Origin of the sequence: Micromonospora noduli (assembly GCF_003264475.1) — a bacterium.
In the GTDB taxonomy this organism is placed as follows: Bacteria; Actinomycetota; Actinomycetes; order Mycobacteriales; family Micromonosporaceae; genus Micromonospora; species Micromonospora noduli.
The window spans coordinates 458960-476584 of the sequence record NZ_PYAC01000012.1 but is presented as its reverse complement, the minus strand read 5'-3'; the positions used below and the strand labels follow the sequence as shown (position 1 = coordinate 476584).

The following is a 17625-nucleotide window of genomic DNA, read 5'->3' as shown; positions in this document are numbered from 1 at the left end:
GCACCCTGCGGACGCACGGTGAAATATTCCTTCACATGACCGCCGCAGCGGGCTCAGCCGACGGTGGAGCCGAACACCTCGTCGCGTACGGCGTCCAGGGCGGTGCGCAGCGCGCCCTGCAGGATCGGCTCCTCGGTCAGCCCGGTCGGCACCACTCGCGGCTGGACCAGGGTGATCGCCGCAACCTCCTGCTGCACCCGGTCCGCGAGCGCAGCGCCACCGGCCTGGCCGACCTCGCCGGCGAGCACGACCAGCGGTGGGTCCAGCACCACGCAGGTGCTGGCCACGCCGAGCGCGAGCCGACGGGCCAGTTCGTCGAGCATCGGGCCTCCGTCGGCGCCGGCCGCGACGGCCGCGCGGACCGCCTCGGCGGCGTCGGCGTCCGGGTAGCCGTGCTCGCGGGCCACCGCGCGTACCGAGTCCGCACCGATCAGCTGCTGGAAGGCCGGCTTGGCGCGACGGGAGACGTCGCGCGGGATGGGCGCGCCGGGCACCGGCAGGTAGCCGATCTCGCCGGCGGCGCCGCTGCTGCCGTGGTGCAACCGCCCGCCCAGCATGATCGCGAGACCGACGCCGGCACCCACCCAGACCAGCACGAAGTCCGACAGCCCCTGTGCTGCGCCGGACTGCGCCTCGGCCACCGCGGCCAGGTTGACGTCGTTCTCGAAGACCACCGGCGTATCCAGGTCGTCCCGCAACGCGGCGAGCAGACCGCTGTGCCAACGCGGCAGGTTGAAGGCGAAGGTGATGTCGCCGGTGCCGGGGTCGACCAGGCCCGGCGTGCCGAGCACGATCCGACGTACGGTGCTCAGCTGCGCCTGTGCGCTGCTCGCCGCCTGCACGACGGCGTTGTGCACCACGCCCACCGGGTCGTCGGTGTCCCGGGTCGACTGCTCCACCCGGCCGATGACAGCACCGGTGATGTCGGCGCAGGCGGCCACCACCCGGTCCGGTCCGACGTCCACGCCGACCACGTGCGCGCTGCCCGGGCGGACGGCGTAGAGCTGGGCGTTCGGCCCTCGCCCGCCGGCCTGCTCGCCGACCCGCGCGACGAGGCCGCGCTCCTCCAGCCGCTCGACCAGTTGCGAGGCGGTGACCTTCGACAGGCCGGTCAGCTCGCCGAGTCGAGCCCGGGTCAGCGGGCCGCGTTCGAGGAGCAGTTCCAGCGCGGCACGGTCGTTGAGCGCCCGCAACAGACGGGGGGTGCCGGGCAGCCGGGTCGCACTCATGACACGTCCTCTAGTTTTAGTAAACTTTGCTAACTGTAAACCGACCTGCGAACGGGTAGCCGTAGCGTAACGGCCACTCGACGGTGGGACGCTCCGCCGAGTCGGCAGGGCCAGGACCACCACCGGTACGACGTTTCGTACTCGCGGGGGCACCGAAGGGGGAAGATCACGTGGGGTTGGATCCAGGACTGCGCCGGCTGGCGCTGGGCACGCTGCTGGCCGCGTACCCGGGACCGGTCCCGCCGGACTGGGCGGTCGACCTGCTGGCTGACGGGCTGGCCGGGCACACCCTGTTCGGCACCAACGTGCACGACCCCGCCCAGGTGGCGGCGAGCACCGCCGCGCTGCGCACCGGTCGGCCGGACGCGCTGATCGCCATCGACGAGGAGGGTGGCGACGTGACCCGGCTGGCGCACGCCACCGGCAGCCCGTACCCCGGCAACGCCGCCCTGGGTGCGATCGGCGACGTGGCCCTCACCCGAAGGGTCTACCAGTCGATCGGCGCCGAACTGGCCGCGCTGGGCATCACCGTCAACCTCGCCCCCACTGTCGACGTCAACACCGCCGACGACAACCCGGTGATCGGCACCCGGTCCTTCGGCGCGGATCCGGTGCGGGTGGCCGCCCACTCGGCCGCCGCCGTGGCCGGGTTGCAGGCCGCCGGCGTGGCCGCCTGCGCCAAGCACTTCCCCGGGCACGGCGCCACAGTCACCGACTCCCACCACGAGCTGCCCACAGTGGACGCTCCGCTGAGCCTGCTCCGCCAGCGGGACCTACCGCCTTTCGCGGCCGTCGTCGCCGCCGGGGCGCGTGCCGTGATGACAGCGCACATCCGGGTGCCGGCGCTCACCGGCGCCGACCCGGCCACCTTCAGCCGAGCCGTCCTGGTCGATCTGCTGCGCACCGAGTACGGCTTCACCGGCGCCGTCATCACCGACGCGCTGGAGATGAAGGGTGCCGCGGTGGCCGCCGGCGGGGTCGGGCCGGCTGCGGTCCGGGCCCTGAGCGCGGGTGCCGACCTGCTCTGCATAGGCGCGAAGGTCGACGCCGAACTGGTCGAGCGGGTGGCCGCCGAGATCGTCGACGCGCTCGCCGGCGGCCGGCTGGCGAGGGCGCGGGTCGAGGAGGCGGCCGGCCGCGCCGCCGATCTCGCCGCCTGGACCCGGGCCGCCAGCGGGTCGCCGGCCACCGGCGACCCCGAGCTGGGGTACGCGGCGGCGCGTCGAGCGGTCCGGGTGGAAGGCCTGCTCATCGGCCTGGACCAGCCACTGGTGGTGCAACTGCACACCGAGTCGACGATCGCCGAGGGTCGGGTGCCGTGGGGCCTCGGTCCACACCTGGACGGGGTGCCGGAGATCCGGGTGATCGCCACCGAGACCGACCCGGCCACGCTGCGCGGATTGGCGGGCGACCGTCCCATCGTCCTGGTCGGACGACACCTGCACCGGCTGCCCGGTGGCCCGGAGCTGATCGCCGACCTGGCGGCCCAGCACCCGGTGACAGTGGTGGAGATGGGCTGGCCGGCACAGTGGCGGCCCGCGGGCGCCCGCGCCTTCGTCACCACCTACGGCGCGAGCCACGCCAACGGTCGCGCGGCGGCCGAGGTGCTCGGCCTGGCCGGCTGAGCCACGGCGCCATCCGGCCGTACCTCAGGCGCGGCCGGATGGCGCGCTCCAGCGCCGCCCCAGAGTGTCCACAGTCACTGGTCGCCCCTTCTTGAACATGTTCAACATCGGTCCTAGTCTGATGACATCGGTAGTTGAACACGTTCAAGAAGGGCGTCCACATGGACATCAAGGTCTGGATGTACGTGATCTACCTCGCAGTCAGCGTCGGCCTGACCATCTGGGTGGCTCGAGCGCTGTCCCGCAACGGGCTGGTCTTCCTGGAGGAGGTGTTCGCCGAGAAACGACTCGCCCAAGCGGTCAACAGCCTTCTGGTGGTCGGCTTCTATCTGCTCAACCTCGGCTACGTCACTGTGGCGATGAAGCACTCCGACCCGGTCGGCTCAACCAGCCAGGCCATGGAGGAGCTGTCACTCAAGATCGGCTTGGTGCTGCTGGTGCTCGGCGCGCTGCACTTCTTCAACGTCTTCGCGCTCGGCCGCTACCGCCGGAACCGACTCCGCCAGCTCGCCACCCACCCTCCGCTCGCCCCGATCGGCCGACTCCCCATGCAATCCACCCCACCCGGATCGCAGTTGGTCGGCGCGTACCCGGGTGGACCGCAGCCGACCGGCGCGCACCCGGCCGGACCCCAGCCCGCTGGTCCGCGACCGGCCGGACCGCAACCGGGCGTCGGCCCGACGAACAACCCACCAACGCGATGACCGTGCCCCCGGCCGATGGCGTCGGTCGGCTCCCGGATCCCACCGCTCACTCCGGCGGTGGGATCCGGGGGTTCACCGTCCTGTTCGACGCGGCCTGCCCACTCTGCCGCGCCGCCCGCCGCTGGTTGTCGTCCCGCGCCCAGCTCGTACCCCTGGAGTTCGTGCCGGCCGGGTCCGCCGAGGCCCGCCAGCGCTTCCCCGGCCTGGACCACGACGCGACGCTGCGCGACCTCACCGTGATCGCCGACACCGGCGAGGTGTACGCGGGCGACGGCGCCTGGTTCGCCTGCCTCTGGGCGTTGACCGACCATCGGTCCACGGCCGAGCGGCTGGCCCGACCGCACCTGCTGCCCCTCGCCCGGCAGACGGTGGCCGCCGCCTCGGCGATCCGGGAGCGGATCCGCGACCCGTGGGCCGAGCCGACCGACGAACCGGCGGGATACGGTGACCCCGATGACCGAGCAGCCTGCGCAGACGACCACTGCGGGTGATCCAGCCACCGCCCGAGGCGAGCAGACCCGGCAGCTGATCCGGGACACCGCGATGCGGCTGTTCCGCGAACGCGGATACGCCCAGACCACCATGCGGGCGATCGCGCAGGAGGCCGGCGTCGCGGTCGGCAACGCCTACTACTACTTCGGTTCCAAGGACCACCTGATTCAGGAGTTCTACGCCCAGTCCCAGGTCGAGCACCGGGCCGCCGCGCAGCCCGTGCTCGATCGGGAGGAGGCGTTCGGTCCCCGGCTCGCCGGGGTGCTGCACGCGGGGATCGACGTGTTGACGCCCTCACACGGATTCGCGGCGACCTTCTTCAAGACGGCGGCCGAGCCAACCTCCCCGCTGAGCCCCTTCTCCGCGGAGTCCTCCGGCCCCCGACAGGCGGCCATCGACCTCTTCGGCGAGGTGTTGACCGGCTCGACGGCCAAGGTCGACGCCGAGCTGCGCCCACAGTTGCCCGAGCTGCTCTGGCTCGCGTACATGGGCGTGATCCTCTACTGGGTGCACGACCGATCGCCGGGCCAGACCAAGACCCGCCAGCTCATCGACGGGGCAGTACCACTGATCGACCGGCTCGTGGCGCTGTCCCGGCTCCGGGTCCTGCGGCCGGTGACCCGACAGGTGCTCGACCTGATTCGCACGCTCCGTCACTGATCCGGCTGACCTCCTTCGGCCGGCGAAGCAGCAGGTCAAGTCCACTTTTCGACACTCCGAACCGACAGCTTCAACCTTGCCCCGAGCCTGTTCGATACGTAGCGTGATCGACACGTAGCGGCACGCCGTCGGCGGGGCCGCTACACCCGGAACCGGGGCCTGGGGGGAGGTTGCGGACCGTGGATCCGGCCCGGGATCCACGGTCCGCGCCCAATGCCCGCTCAGCGCGGATAGACCCCGTACGCGCGCCAGCCCCGGTCCGGGAACCCGGCCGCTTCGGCGACCCGGGCCGAGGCGTGATTGTCCCGCTCGTGCAGGTAGGTGGGGACCGCCCCTTCGTCGAGCACCCGCCGCGCCGCCTGGGCCACCAGCCGGCGGGCGAGGCCACGCCCCTGGGCGGCCGGCACGGTGCCGACGGCCAACTCGTGCCCGTACGCGTCGTGCCGCTTGATCCCGGCACCGGCCAGATAAGCGCCGCCCGGGTCACGGACCACCAGCACCGGCCGGTCGAAGAGTCGCAGCCACGGCGGCAGCCCGGCGGCGGTCGGCTCGGTCCACTCCCCCACGTCGGGCAGCGGGGCGGGCGCCACGCTCCACCGGAAGGGACCGTCGTGTACGCAGAATTCGGGCCGGCCGACGGCCTCCGGCAGCGCGGCGAGCAAGCGAGCCGGCGTATGGCGAACCAGCGCGCGAATCGCCGCCACACGGTCCGGCGCCACGGAGAGCACGGCGCTCTGCCCGGTGTCCACGGCGAGCGCGGGGCGTAGCCGGCCATCCCAGGCCGGTTCGGCCCGCCGCTGCGAGGCGACCACGTGCAACCCCGGCCCTGCCGGCCACTGGCCGAGCCAGCTGGCCAGGTGCAGGTGAAGCCGCCGGTCGAGCATGCGCACCTCCCCGTCACCCGACCCGTCGTCGATCACCGTACGCCGGACGGCAGGGCCGGGCGCAGGATACGTCAGGGCCGAGTGGGAAAGGGGTGCGGGAACCGGGGGCGCGGATCGACCGTCATATGTATTTCCATATCTGGACACCTTTGTTTGGGACGGTGAACGCATGCCGATTCAGCCGAGCGACCACTACCAGCAGGACCCCGAGCGACTCTGGCAGGCGGCGGAGGCCGTCGGAGGCAATCCGCCCCAGCCGCGCTACCGGAACCCGCGGACAATCGGCGGCGACTCCCTGTCGTGGGCCGGCCTGAACAAGCTGTCCGTCGGCAACTCCAGTCGGCACCGCCTGAACACCCACTGACCCACCACCGGTTGGGTGGCGCCGAAGGGCAGGCTCTGACGTTCGGGGCGACACACCGGAGGAGGTCCAGCGGCGGCTTTCGCACACCTGTCGGGTAATTTCTTGTGGTCCGCCATCCCGGCCTACGACAGGAGAAGCTCCGCGCATGGGCAAGAAGACGATCCACGTCTCCGACTTCACCGGCACGGTTCTGCAGCAGGACGACGAGGTGGTCCGCGTCGTCGTGCTGGAGCACCCGGACCTGGTCGCCGGGCCCGTGCAGTTGGACGCCACCCCGGGCGAGGTGGAGAACATCGACGACGCCGCGCTGGACGTGGCGGTGGTGGAGATCCACGACCGGCACGGTGGTGGCGAGCCCCGCCGGGTGGTGTTGACCGCCAGCGAGTTCGACGCGATGGCCACCGACGTGCCGATGGCGCAGCTGTTGAAGACGGCCGAGCGGGTTCGCCCGCCCAAGGCCCGCAAGACCACCGAGAAGATCGACTACGGCACGCTGGAGCACGCCGGCAAGCCACACCGGGGCCGGGTCACCGAGGAGGAGGCCCGACTGGTGCGCGAGCAACTCGACGAGGTCAACAAGCGCCTCGCCGACGCGGGCGTACGCCAGATCGACCCGGCCGATCCGGAGCACGCCCTGCGTTACGGCTTTCCTGAGGCGCCCTGACCCCGGGTTCTCACTTCTTTCCGACGGCGGCGGCGAGGGCGGCGGCCAGGTCGGCCTCGACCGTCGCCTTGTCCAGGCCGAGGTTGGTGAGCACGCCGGCGCCGTCCTCCTGCTCCAGCAGGGCGAGCAGCATGTGCTCGGTGCCGATGTAGTTGTGCCCGAGGCGCAGCGCCTCCCGGAAGGTCAGCTCCAGCGCCTTCTTGCCGCGCGCGTCGTACGGGATGAGGTCCGGAACCTGCTCGGCCCGTGGTGGGAGGACGGCACCGACCGCCTCCCGTACCGCCTCGGGGGTGGCGCCGCGACCAGCCATCACCCTGGCGGCCAGCCCTTCCGGCTCGGCCAGCAGGCCCAGCACCAGGTGCTCGGGGCCGATCTCGGCGTTGCCGCTGGCCCGGGCCTCCTCCTGTGAAGCCATCACCACGTTGCGGGCGCGAGGGGTGAACCGGCCGAAGCCGGCGTTGGGGTCGAGCGCGGCCGCGTCGGTCGCCTTCGGCACGAAGCGCTTCTGGGCGGCCTGCTTGGTGACTCCCATGCTGCGGCCGATGTCGGTCCAGGAGGCGCCCGAGCGCCGGGCCTGGTCGACGAAGTGCCCGATCAGGTGATCGGCAACCTCGCCGAGGTGGTCGGCGGCGATGACCGCGTCGGTGAGTTGGTCGAGCGCGTCGGTGTGCGCCGTCTTGATCGCCTGGATCAGGTCGTCGAGCTTGACGGTGTTACCGATCTGGAGAGGATCTGTCATGCGTCAACCATAAGTTGACGGATCCGTCTCGTCAACCCTGGGTTGACGATATTGCGTCCAGTCAGGCGGCGTACTCCGGCAGGAGTCGAGCGACGGCCGCTGGCGAGGGCATGGCGGCGATCTCCTCGGCGACAGCGCGGGCCGCGTCGCGCTGCTCGACGTTGCCGCGCTGCGGCAGCAGGCGGTGGGCCTGCTCGGCGACGGCGCTCGCGTCCACCTCGCCGGGAAGAAGCCGCAGGGCGACACCGGCGGCGGCGAGCGTGTCGGCGTTGGCGAACTGATCGGCGCCCTGCGGCAGCAGCAACTGCGGTACGCCGGCCGCGAGCGCGCCGAGCGTGGTGCCGCTACCTCCGTGGTGCACCACCAGGTCGACGAGCGGCAGCAGCTCCGCCTGCGACACCCACTGGTGCACGCTGACGTGGTCAGGGATCTCGCCCAGTTGTTCCCGGGGCACCCGGCCCGCCGCGACCACCACCTCGGCGTTCAGCGCCGCCAGGCCGGCGATGGCGTTGCGCAGCAGCTCCGGCGTGCCGAACGCGGTGCCGAGGGTCAGATAGATCAACGGTCGGGACGTTCGACGGCTCACCCGTTCGGGCAGCGGGGCCGGTGAGGAGAAGGCCACCGGTCGCAGCTCGATCCGACGTTCGGTGGCGAGGAAGTCCTTGTCCTGCAGCGAGGGCGGCCAGATGTCCAGGTGCGGCCGGCCGACAACCTCGGCGTTCCTGGTGGGCAGTTCCAGACCGATGCCCTCGGGAAACATCCGGCCGAACCCGTGCCACAGGCCCGGGATCCCGGCCCGGTGAGCCGCCACGGCCGCCCCCGGCAGCCCCCACTCGTGCACCACCAGGTCGGGCCGCAGCCGCGCCAGCTCCGGTGCGAGGTCCTCGGCGTACACCTCGTAGAAGGCGTCGCCGGGCCGGAACGGCCGCAGGCCGTGCGCGACGAGCGGCGGGTGCACCTCCGGACCGGCGGCGAAGTGGACCTCGTGCCCGGCCTCCCGGGCGGCGATCGCCAGCGGGATCAGCGGATAGGTGTGACCGACGGACGCAAGACTGGCGAACAGCACGCGCATGGCGTCGGACCCTACCTGCCGCCACCGTGGGCCCGGCGCGTCCGGCGGCCCGTATACGGTGGGCTCCGGTCGAGCGCGGTCACCGGCGGGAAGGGCGGTCATGCGTCTGCACGTGGGATGCGCGATGTGGAGTCACCGGTCGTGGCCGGGCCACCGGCTGCCGCCCACCGAGCGCCTGCGGCACTACGCCAGTTGGTGTGACGCCGTGGAGGGCAACACCACGTTCTACGCGACACCGGCCCGGGACACAGTGGCTTCGTGGGCCGCCCAGACGGAGCCCGAGTTCCGGTTCGTCCTCAAACTTCCCAAGGTCATCACGCACGAACGCCGGCTCACCAACGTCGACGAACCGCTGCGCGTCTTTCTGGACGCCATCGAACCGCTCGGCCCGCGCGCCCACGCCCTCTGGATCCAGCTGCCCGGCTCGTTCGCGCCCGCCGACATCCCGGCCCTGGGCCGTTTCCTGGAACAGCTTCCGCAGTCCCACCGGTACGCGGTGGAGGTCCGCCATCCCGCGTTCTTCACCGACGCCCGCGCGGCCCGACTGCTCGGGGCGACCCTCGCCGCCGCCCGCGCCGAATGGATCCCCTTCGACACGACCGCCTTCTTCGCGAGCCCGCCGACCAGCGACGCGGAGCGGGACGCCTGGACCAGGAAGCCCCGCGTGCCGCTCCGGTCCGTCGCGCTGACCGACCGGCCGATCGTCCGCTACCTCGGTCGTGACGACTCGACGCGCACTGTCGAGGGGTGGCAGCGCTGGGTCGACGTGACAGCCACCTGGCTCCGCGAGGGACGCTCGCCGACGATGTTCATCCACACCCCTGACAACGCCGACGCTCCGGCGCTCGCCCGCCGGTTCCACGACGAGGTACGAGCACGCGTACCCGGGCTCGACGCGTTGCCCGAGCCGATCCCGGTCGAGCCGTTGACGCTGTTCTGACCGGTCCGGTCAACCCTGGCGGTCGAGCAGGTCGTCGAGGTGGGCCGCCGTGCTGATCAGCGAGAGGTGGCTGAACGCCTGCGGGAAGTTGCCGATCTGCTCACCAGTCGGTGCGATCTCCTCGGAGTAGAGGCCGAGCGGGTTGCTGTAGGTGAGCATCTTCTCGAAGGTCAACCGGGCGTCGTCGATCCGGCCGGCCAGGGCGAGCGCCTGCACGTACCAGAAGGTGCACATGTTGAAGGTGCCCTCGGTGCCGGCGAGACCGTCCGGCGATGCCTTCGGGTCGTAGCGGTAGACCAGGCTGTCGGAGACCAGGCCGGTGTCCATCGCGCGCAGTGTCGACTCCCACATCGGGTCGGTCGGCGAGATGAAGTTCAGCCCCGGCATCGCCAGCAGCGACGCGTCCAGGATGTCGGACCCGTAGTGCTGCACGAACGCGCGACGCTCCTGGTTGAACCCACGAGTCATCACCTGCTCGTAGATGGCGTCACGTTCGGCGGACCAGCGGGCGATGTCGCCGGGGCGGCCCCGGCGTCGCGCGATGCGGATGGCCCGGTCCAGCGCGACCCAGGACAACACCCGACCGTAGGTGAAGTCCTGCCGACCGGAACGGGTCTCCCAGATGCCGTCCTCGGGCTGGTCCCAGTGCGCACAGAGCCAGTCCATCAAGCCGGCCGTCTTGCGCCACCCCTCGTACGGCGCGATCAGCCCGTTGCGGTCTGCGAGCTCCAACGAGACGAGCGCCTCGCCGTAGATGTCGAGCTGGAGTTGGCCCGCAGCGCCGTTGCCGATCCGCACCGGGGCGGAGCCGCGGTACCCCTCCAGGTGACCCAGCACCTCCTCGGGGAGGTCCGGTGAGCCGTCGATGCGGTACATGATCTGCAGAGGAAGGTTGCCGTCCCGTGCCTCACGGATGCGCGCGTCGAGCCAGAGCAGATACTTCTCGGCCTCTTCGGTGAAGCCCAGGCGCAGCAGCGCGTGCACGGAGAAGGACGCGTCCCGGATCCAGGTGTAGCGGTAGTCCCAGTTCCGCTGCCCGCCGATCTGCTCGGGCAGCCCCGCGGTGGGCGCGGCGACCAGGGCGCCGGTCGGTGCGTACGTCATCAGCTTGAGGGTCATCGCCGACCGCTCGACCACCTCGCGCCAGCGGCCCTTGTACCGGGAACCGCCCACCCACCGCCGCCAGTAGTCGCGGGTCTCGGCGAGCAGATCGCACGCCTCGTCGGTGCTGAGTGCTCGCGGCGCGTGCGGACAGGCAGTCTCCAGGACCACCCCGCCGATGTCGCCGGCATGCAGCGTGAACGACGCGGACACACCGTCGGTGTCCCGTTTGATGTCCCTCGTGTCGAACTCGCGGAGCGAGTTCTTGAAGGCGGCCAGGGTGAGGGTCATCGTCGGGCTCCGGAAAACGTCGCCCTCGGGGTGCACCTCCAGCTCGTACGCATCGCGCCCGTAGTTGAACCGGGGGTGGCAGTGGAAGCGGAACTGCATGCTCCCCCGGACCATCCGGACCAGCCGGATCAACCGGTGCCGGTCGGTGGCCTCCGCACCGGTGACCGGCATGAAGTCCAACAGCTCACCGACACCGTCGGCGCTGTGGAAGCGCGTGATCAGGATCGGCGTACCGGGCAGGTAGAGCTGTTTGCTCGTGTAGTCGACGCCGTCGGGCGAGAGCTGGAAGTGGCCGCCGTTGCGGCGGTCGAGCAGCGCGCCGAAGACGCTCGGCGAGTCGAAGCGGGGCGCGCAGAACCAGTCGACCGTACCGTCCGTGCTGATCAGTGCCGCGGTCTGTAGATCACCGATCAGACCGTGGTCCTCGACTGCCGGGTAGCTGTCCACGCTGTCCCCCGCCATCCGTACTGGCCAATGGCGGCGACTACCCGGGTACCGGCGAAAAATGCGGCCCGCGACTCGACCCGGTCGTGACCCGCCGGTCATTGCGGAAGCAAACCTTCCGCAATCGTCGATAGCGTCAACACCGACGACATCGACGAGAGGACACCTGATGAGCCTGCGAGGATTCGCCACCCTGAACATCTGGGCGGACGACGTGGCGGCAGCCACCGCGTGGTACGCGGACTTTCTTGGCGTCGAGGCGTACTTCATGCGCCCCGGCCCCGACGGACGCCCGGCCTACACCGAGTTCCGCATCGGGGACTACCAGGCCGAGCTGGGCATCATCGACCGCAGGTACGCACCGGCCGGCGCGGCGGCCGGGCCCGGCGGCGCGATCATGCACTGGTGCGTCGACGACCTCCACGCGACCGTCGAGCGGCTGCTGGCGTTGGGTGCCACGCAGTACCAGCCGATCACCCCGCACGGAGACGAGGGGTTCATCACCGCGGCGGTGGTCGACCCTTTCGGCAACGTGCTGGGGGTCATGAAGAACCCGCACTACCTCGACGTGCTCGCCTCGCTGAAGGCGACCTGAGGTTCCGGGGCGGCTCAGTCCGACTCGTCCCGGTCCGCCGTCCGCCGCACCAGCGCCACCGCCTCGTCGGTGTCCAACCCACTGGCGATGAGCAGGTCCTGGGCGGCCATGCGGAATTCACCCGCGGCGATCATTCCCGAGTAGCCCAACCGGTGGGCGTGCGGACGGGTGGGATCCGGGGCGGCGGGCCCCTGCGCCTCTCCGACCAGCTTGAGAGCGGTCAGGATCTGCTGGCGCGCCTCCTGCGGGTCCGCCCGCTCGGGGGTGGTGGTGCGTCTCAGCGTATGCATGCTGGTGGCCAGCAGCTCGATGGCTGCCGCGAACTCCTCCGGTATCGGCTCATCCTCCCGGAGAGCCTTGGTGAGTCTCCGCGCAACGGCCCGACAGCCGTAGAGGCTCCGCTCGAGATGTTTGACGGCCTGGGTGTAGCGGGCCAGGAACCTGCGTTGGTGCCACCGTAGCGGCGCCAGTCGCACCACCTCCTGGGCAGCCCCGAGCCCCTCGTCCAGCGCGTTCATCCGCGACCCGAGAATCCGCAGGCCGGTCAGACTCTGCTCGGTGGCGTCAAGGTCCCGACGACGCAACGCCCCGCCCAGGCTGTGCAGGGCGGCGATAGCCGGGTCGAGGACCGGTTCGGCCAGCCGCTGCACCGTCCGTTGCGGGTGGATGGGCACCACCAACATACCGACCGCCAACCCGACCAGTCCGCCGACCGCGGCATCGACGAAGCGGGGAACGGACAGGTCACGCACTGGCGGTTCCAGGGTGGCGATGAGCACCGCGGTGCCACCGGCCTGGGTGAGCAGGGAGCCACCGCCCTTGAGCAGGATGGCGACGATGATCGCCAGTACGACGACCAGGCCGGTCTGCCAGGGCCCGATGCCGAACAGCGGCATGACCGCGTCACCGACGGCGAGCCCGAGAACGACCCCGACCAGCAGCTCGATGGTGCGGCGCAGGCGTGTGCCCATCGAGGCGGCCACGATGCCGACCGCAGTGGTGGGCGCGAGCACAGGGGCGGGATTGCCCAGGAACTGGTACCCCACGAACCAGGCGATCGACGCCGCGACGCCGGCCTGCACGGCGAGCAGCCCGTAGAGGCGGAACCGCCAGGCGCGGGTACGCAACCCGTGCCGCACCCGCTCGGGCAGGCCGGCCCAGGTTCGGTCGGCCCGGGACACCCCGTGCGGGGGCGGGTCGTTGTCAGCTGCCGGCTCCTGGTTGGCGGGCATCCGCGCCGTTTACCCAGCGGAGGCGAACCTATCCGGTGAGCGAGCCGAACCGTGCGGGTCTCCCGTCAGTGGGCGGGATTCGGGGTGTGCGGGAGTTTGCCGAGTTGGCGCCAGTTCGTCTCGGCGACGTCGACACCGTAGTGCCTGGCGGCGGCGAGGATGTTCTGGAAGGCCAGGTCGCGGTCCTTGTCGGTGACGCCCTGCACCTGGTCGAACCGGGCGACGGCGTTGCGGACGTGGCTGGCATCGGTCATCGGTTCCTTGCGTTTCTCAGGGAACGCGAAGACGCTCTCCGGCAGCTCGCGCTTGTCCTTGTCCGACAGGCCGCCGTGCTTCTCGTGGGGCTTCCAGGTCGACTTCATCGCCCAGCATTACCCGCACGCTGTCCGACGGCACCTCCGAAGCCGACATTTCCCGGACGATCGCCACGGGCAAGATCCATATCATGCCGGCCGGGACGTCCGAAGCCGAAGCCCTGCGCACGCTGTCCTTTGTGGAGTGCGAGCATGGCCGACATGGATATCTACGAGGACGCCCGTACCGTGTCGCGCTCGGACCTGGCCGCCTGGCTGCGCCAACTGGCGAACCAGCTGGAGTCTGACGGGCGGCTCTTCTACGGCGCGGCGGGTGCGGTGACGGTCGCGGACACGGTGCGGTGCGAGCTGGAAATCGAGCGGGAGAACGAGACGGAGGTGTCCGTCGAGATCGAGTTCTCCTGGACCGAGCCCGCGCGCGTCAGGGCGGCGGACGAGGAGGAACCCTCGAAGGACGACGAGGCCGCCGAGCCGACCGGGACGGCCGAGGCCACGCCGGAGGCGTGACCGCCTGACGAGCGCCCGGCGGCCCCTCGTCGCTGTCCACAGTGGATCCCTGTCCGTACATGATGATCTGGTTTCGCCACCCCACAGATCGAAGGAGAACGAATGACTGTCGCCACCGATTTCAGCAAGCTGGTCGTCAAGGCCTACCAGGACAAGACTCTCGCCGAGCTGGTCGACTCCCCGGTGGATGCGCTCACCGGCGTCAGCGCCGGCGACGCCAAGCTGCTCAAGGAGGCGTTCAACATCACCACTGTCGGCGACCTCGGTCGCAGCCCATACTTCCGTACCGCCCAGGCACTGGTGGCCCTGAACGCCGCCAAGTAACGACGCCTGTCGGATCGACCCGGCAGCACGTGTCGGCATCGACCGTCGAGTCCGACGGTCGATGCCCACACCCACGCCAGCGGCCCGCGTACCAGAAGTAGCCGGGGCCAGGCCCGTGTCGGCCTGGCCCCGGGGTTTTCTGGTCGGTCAGCTACGCAGCGTCCACCGCTGGTTCGTGCCGCCGTTACAGGACCAGAGGATGAGCTTCGTGCCGTTGGCGGTGGCGGCGCCGTTGGCGTCGAGACAGAGCCCCGACTGGGCGTTCGTCACGGTGCCGTTGGTGTTGACGTTCCACTGCTGGTTGAGCCCGCCGTGGCAGTCCCAGATGATGACCGCAGTGCCGTTGGCCGTGCCCGCCCCGGAGGCGTCCAGACATTTGTTGCCGTACACGGTCAGCTGCTTGCTGGCGGTGTGGGTCCACCGCTGGTTGGTGCCGGTGGAGCAGTCCCAGAGCTGGGTCTGAGTGCCGTTGGTGGTCGAGGAGTTGGGCACCTCGACACAGCGGCCGGACTGGCCACCCACGAGTTGTCCGCTCCCCGTACCGCTGCCACCGCCCTGCTGCTGCCGGACGATCGCTGTCGACTCGGCCGACCGGTTGCCCTGTGCGTCGACGACGTAGAGCCGGTACTCGCCCTGAGTGGCTGGCACGGCGATGGACGTGGCGGTGCCGGTGGCCCTGGTCATCGTCGCCCCGGCGGTGAAGGTGGTCGTGCCGTACGGAGCCAACCAGACCGATTTAGTGGCGTCGCCGATGCTCCGGATCGGGATGGACGCGGTGGCACTGGTGACGAAGGTGCTGGCCGGCAGCACGTAGTTCGGCGCCGAGAAATTGCTCGCCGGAATGATGTCCCGGTACGCGTCCTCCAAGCCGGAATTCGCGGCAATGCCATACGCCACCGCCGGCCAGACATAGTCGGAGGAGACGAGGATGTCGCCGACCGTGCTGTTCGGCAGATTCTTGTTCGAGACCTTGTTGATCGGGCCGTAGATCTGCGTGATGCTCAGATCGTGCTTCCGCCCGAAGTCGTCCGAGTTGATCATCCAGGTGACGTTCTTGTCGATACTCAGGACGTTGTCGCGGAAGGTGATGAACGCCGAGCCCTCATCCGGGTGCAATCCGTACTTGTGGCCCGACGGAACGCCCTGGAGGTAGTTGTTCGTAATGGTGGTGCCGGGCTGGCTCCCAAGCGTGTAAATGGGAGCCGTGTCGCTGAGGCGTTGCACCGTGTCGATGATGTGGTTGTAGCTGATGGTGTTGTTTCTCGCCGTGGTGGTCGGTCGGTTCGGCACGATCGAGCCCGACGATCCGTCGAAGTTCCACCAGCCCCAGCCGAGCGTGATGCCCGACCACGGGGTCTTCTCGATCCGGTTGCGCTGGATGGTGAGTGTGTCGGCGAAGTACGCGGAGATGGGGCTGTGCCCGTTGAACAGGACCGCGCTGTCGTAGAGGTAGTTGTTCTTGATGTCGATGTTCTTCGGCAGCCCCTCGACCGACGCCGAGTACTTCTCCCGGTTGGTCGACGTGCCGTCCCCGATGTAGACGTGCTGTGGATGGCCCACGAGGATCGCGGACCCCGCGATGTCGTTGGTGTGGTTGCCGATCAACTGTGTGCCCTGCACGTCGTTGACCATGCTGATCCCGTCGGCACCGGTGTGTTGGATCCGGTTGCGTTGCAGGAGGATCCCGTCGGCGTTCTGCACCTGGACGATGCCGGGAACCACATCGACGTTGCGGTAGTGGTAGACGTGGAAGTTGCCCTTGGCGTACACGTTCGCGCTGAGATTGCCCTGCTGCGCCTGCTTGAAGGACGATCCGGCGACGTTGACCAGGTTCCAGTCGGAGTGCTGCACCGTGAGGCCGGAGAAGGTGATGTTGCGCGCGTGGCTGCTCGTCGAGGTGCCGGCCACCCGCAACACGGTGGTCACGTTGTTCGGCGCGTAGACCGTCGCGGTCGACATGTTCTCGGCACTGGCCTTGTAGTAGTAGAGCGTCCGGCTGGTCTTGTCGAAGTAGAACTCGCCGGGGGCGTCCAGGAACTCGTAGGCGTTCATCACCTTGTGGGTTCCACCAACCTGGGCGTTGCCGTTGAACGCGCCCTGCGCGATGGCCGCACCCGGTTGCTGGAAGAGGGCCACCCGGTTGACGCCGTCGGAACTCGTGGTCACCTGTCGGACGCCCACGATGGCCGTGGTCCAGGTCGTTCCGGTCTCGATCTCGATGTCGTCCTGATTGTTGGCGACGGCCGGGAAATCGTTCAGGCTGTATTTTGCGCCGTCGCACTGCGAGCCCGACTCCCAGGCCCACGAGGCCTGGTTGGCCGTGATGTTGTACGTCCCGTAACAGCCCGCCGAACTGATCGTCTTCGACGCCATGTACGCGCGCTTGTCGTTGACGTAGAGCGCCCGCAGCTTGTTGGCGCGGTCGAGCGGCGCCTTCCAGATGTTGCCGCTGTGCTGGCTCCACCCGGTCACCTGGACGCCGCCGTCAAGGACTGGCTTCTCATTGGCGTAGGCCGCGTAGCTGACCCGGAAGCCGTTGGTGCCGGAGTCGCTCGGCCCGAATTCGACAGTGCTGCTCACCGGATAGGTGCCACCACGGAGGTAGACGTTCACGTCGCCGGTCATATTCGTGTTCACCGTACGAACGACGTCCCGGGCACGTTGCAGAGTCCGGAATGGCGACTGCAGGGTGCCCGGATTGGCGTCGTTACCGTCCGGGGCGACATAGTAGGTCGCCTGGACCGCGGCCGAGGCCGGCAGTTGGTTTGTCAGCACTGCCGGCAGTGTGGCCGCGACAAGCGCCGCCACCGCCAACACTGACATTCGAGCGGTGGATATGGCTGACTTCACGTCTGTTCCTCTCACTGGTCGTCGATGTGGTGCCCAAAGTGCGTATCGAGCGACGAGTACGGAACAGCGACGCCACTAAGGGCCGGCGGGGACTTCCGTCGCCCCGACCGCACTCTTTGTTAACCGCCCCGAAATTCTTACTGGGAGCGTAGGTCACACGTCTGACCAATGCAACTGGCAATTGGAGGGCGTCTATGCAGAAATGCCCCCGGATCGGGCAGACCAACCACGCCGGCCGCGCGCCCCTGCTCACGTCGTCCGACGAATCCGCAGCGACGAGGCGAGGCTCGCCCGTCGAGGCCCGCGACCACTCGCGGAGCGATGGAGCGCGGCGCACCCGCCGGTGCCGTCGAGACAGGGGCATGGGTGGGCGCGGTCTCCTTTGGAGCTGAATCGCTTACGACATCACCGGCAGACGACCCCGGACGGTTCGTCGCGACCCCGACCGCCGCCACGGGTCCCCTCGCCTGATTCGTTTGCGGCATCAGCTCCATAGGCACCACAGCTACTGAGCTCCCGCCCACGCTGACGGTCACGCGAACCCGAGCGACCACCCAGAGGTCCGCCCGTGCACCCGAAAGACTCCGAAAGTTT

Annotated in this window: 18 protein-coding genes; 10 read left to right on the top strand and 8 right to left on the bottom strand. The window is 69.8% G+C overall.

Going from position 1 to position 17625, the window contains the following annotated elements; all coding sequences use genetic code 11:
* Nucleotides 1-53: 53 nt before the first annotated feature.
* Nucleotides 54-1229, bottom strand: coding sequence for an ROK family transcriptional regulator (locus MED15_RS16925; RefSeq protein WP_112736160.1), 1176 nt, complete (start codon nucleotides 1227-1229; stop codon nucleotides 54-56).
* A 170-nt stretch (nucleotides 1230-1399) separates the two neighbouring features.
* Here MED15_RS16925 and MED15_RS16920 point away from each other — a divergent pair, with 170 nt between their 5' ends.
* The 4 genes from MED15_RS16920 to MED15_RS16905 all read left to right on the top strand — a co-directional run bounded on the left by MED15_RS16920 (nucleotide 1400) and on the right by MED15_RS16905 (nucleotide 4710).
* The gene (locus tag MED15_RS16920) at nucleotides 1400-2854 is read left to right on the top strand and encodes a glycoside hydrolase family 3 N-terminal domain-containing protein (protein ID WP_112736158.1); all 1455 of its coding nucleotides are present in this window, start codon (nucleotides 1400-1402) and stop codon (nucleotides 2852-2854) included.
* A 134-nt stretch (nucleotides 2855-2988) separates the two neighbouring features.
* Nucleotides 2989-3558, top strand: coding sequence for a hypothetical protein (locus MED15_RS16915; RefSeq protein ID WP_244166013.1), 570 nt, complete (start codon nucleotides 2989-2991; stop codon nucleotides 3556-3558).
* The gene (locus MED15_RS16910; protein WP_112736156.1) at nucleotides 3555-4049 is read left to right on the top strand and encodes a thiol-disulfide oxidoreductase DCC family protein; all 495 of its coding nucleotides are present in this window, start codon (nucleotides 3555-3557) and stop codon (nucleotides 4047-4049) included. Before MED15_RS16915 ends, MED15_RS16910 begins: the two co-directional genes overlap by 4 nt.
* Complete coding sequence (locus MED15_RS16905) at nucleotides 4012-4710, top strand: TetR/AcrR family transcriptional regulator (RefSeq protein ID WP_112582130.1); 699 nt, start codon at nucleotides 4012-4014, stop codon at nucleotides 4708-4710. The genes MED15_RS16910 and MED15_RS16905 overlap by 38 nt, the downstream gene beginning before the upstream one ends.
* A gap of 221 nt (nucleotides 4711-4931) precedes the next feature.
* Here MED15_RS16905 and MED15_RS16900 read toward each other — a convergent pair whose 3' ends face one another.
* Nucleotides 4932-5594 (bottom strand): GNAT family N-acetyltransferase, encoded by a 663-nt coding sequence (locus tag MED15_RS16900; RefSeq protein WP_112736300.1) that lies wholly within the window; start codon nucleotides 5592-5594, stop codon nucleotides 4932-4934.
* A gap of 169 nt (nucleotides 5595-5763) precedes the next feature.
* Between MED15_RS16900 and MED15_RS16895 the strand changes: the two genes are divergently transcribed.
* Together MED15_RS16895 and MED15_RS16890 are read left to right on the top strand one after the other, a co-directional pair.
* The gene (locus MED15_RS16895; RefSeq protein ID WP_112582132.1) at nucleotides 5764-5958 is read left to right on the top strand and encodes a DNA repair protein; all 195 of its coding nucleotides are present in this window, start codon (nucleotides 5764-5766) and stop codon (nucleotides 5956-5958) included.
* Nucleotides 5959-6103: 145 nt separating this feature from the next.
* Nucleotides 6104-6622 (top strand): hypothetical protein, encoded by a 519-nt coding sequence (locus MED15_RS16890; RefSeq protein ID WP_112582133.1) that lies wholly within the window; start codon nucleotides 6104-6106, stop codon nucleotides 6620-6622.
* Between the two features lie 10 nt (nucleotides 6623-6632).
* Here MED15_RS16890 and MED15_RS16885 read toward each other — a convergent pair whose 3' ends face one another.
* Together MED15_RS16885 and MED15_RS16880 are read right to left on the bottom strand one after the other, a co-directional pair.
* Entirely contained in the window at nucleotides 6633-7361 is a 729-nt protein-coding gene (locus tag MED15_RS16885) for a Clp protease N-terminal domain-containing protein (RefSeq protein ID WP_112582135.1), read from the bottom strand.
* Between the two features lie 61 nt (nucleotides 7362-7422).
* Nucleotides 7423-8433 carry a glycosyltransferase gene (locus tag MED15_RS16880; protein WP_112736154.1) on the bottom strand — a complete coding sequence of 337 codons (1011 nt, stop codon included), beginning with the start codon at nucleotides 8431-8433 and terminating at the stop codon, nucleotides 7423-7425.
* A gap of 124 nt (nucleotides 8434-8557) precedes the next feature.
* On the opposite strand from MED15_RS16880, the gene MED15_RS16875 reads away from it, so the two are divergent.
* On the top strand, nucleotides 8558-9373 hold the full coding sequence (locus MED15_RS16875) for a DUF72 domain-containing protein (protein WP_208646677.1): 816 nt from the start codon (nucleotides 8558-8560) through the stop codon (nucleotides 9371-9373).
* 9 nt (nucleotides 9374-9382) lie between these two features.
* Here the strand turns inward: MED15_RS16875 and MED15_RS16870 are convergent, their stop codons facing one another.
* Entirely contained in the window at nucleotides 9383-11212 is a 1830-nt protein-coding gene (locus MED15_RS16870) for a glycoside hydrolase family 15 protein (protein WP_112736150.1), read from the bottom strand.
* A 166-nt stretch (nucleotides 11213-11378) separates the two neighbouring features.
* Here MED15_RS16870 and MED15_RS16865 point away from each other — a divergent pair, with 166 nt between their 5' ends.
* Entirely contained in the window at nucleotides 11379-11804 is a 426-nt protein-coding gene (locus MED15_RS16865) for a VOC family protein (RefSeq protein ID WP_112736148.1), read from the top strand.
* Between the two features lie 14 nt (nucleotides 11805-11818).
* On the opposite strand, the gene MED15_RS16860 is transcribed toward MED15_RS16865, so the two are convergent.
* Together MED15_RS16860 and MED15_RS16855 are read right to left on the bottom strand one after the other, a co-directional pair.
* Nucleotides 11819-13036, bottom strand: a complete 1218-nt coding sequence (locus MED15_RS16860; protein ID WP_112736146.1) for an FUSC family protein — start codon at nucleotides 13034-13036, stop codon at nucleotides 11819-11821.
* 65 nt (nucleotides 13037-13101) lie between these two features.
* Nucleotides 13102-13398 carry a DUF6582 domain-containing protein gene (locus MED15_RS16855; RefSeq protein ID WP_112582144.1) on the bottom strand — a complete coding sequence of 99 codons (297 nt, stop codon included), beginning with the start codon at nucleotides 13396-13398 and terminating at the stop codon, nucleotides 13102-13104.
* A 144-nt stretch (nucleotides 13399-13542) separates the two neighbouring features.
* On the opposite strand from MED15_RS16855, the gene MED15_RS16850 reads away from it, so the two are divergent.
* Both MED15_RS16850 and MED15_RS16845 read left to right on the top strand, forming a co-directional pair.
* Nucleotides 13543-13857 (top strand): amphi-Trp domain-containing protein, encoded by a 315-nt coding sequence (locus MED15_RS16850; protein WP_112736145.1) that lies wholly within the window; start codon nucleotides 13543-13545, stop codon nucleotides 13855-13857.
* 102 nt (nucleotides 13858-13959) lie between these two features.
* Nucleotides 13960-14181, top strand: coding sequence for a hypothetical protein (locus MED15_RS16845; protein WP_112605788.1), 222 nt, complete (start codon nucleotides 13960-13962; stop codon nucleotides 14179-14181).
* A gap of 147 nt (nucleotides 14182-14328) precedes the next feature.
* Here the strand turns inward: MED15_RS16845 and MED15_RS16840 are convergent, their stop codons facing one another.
* Nucleotides 14329-17004 carry a ricin-type beta-trefoil lectin domain protein gene (locus MED15_RS16840; protein ID WP_244220479.1) on the bottom strand — a complete coding sequence of 892 codons (2676 nt, stop codon included), beginning with the start codon at nucleotides 17002-17004 and terminating at the stop codon, nucleotides 14329-14331.
* Nucleotides 17005-17625: the final 621 nt, after the last annotated feature.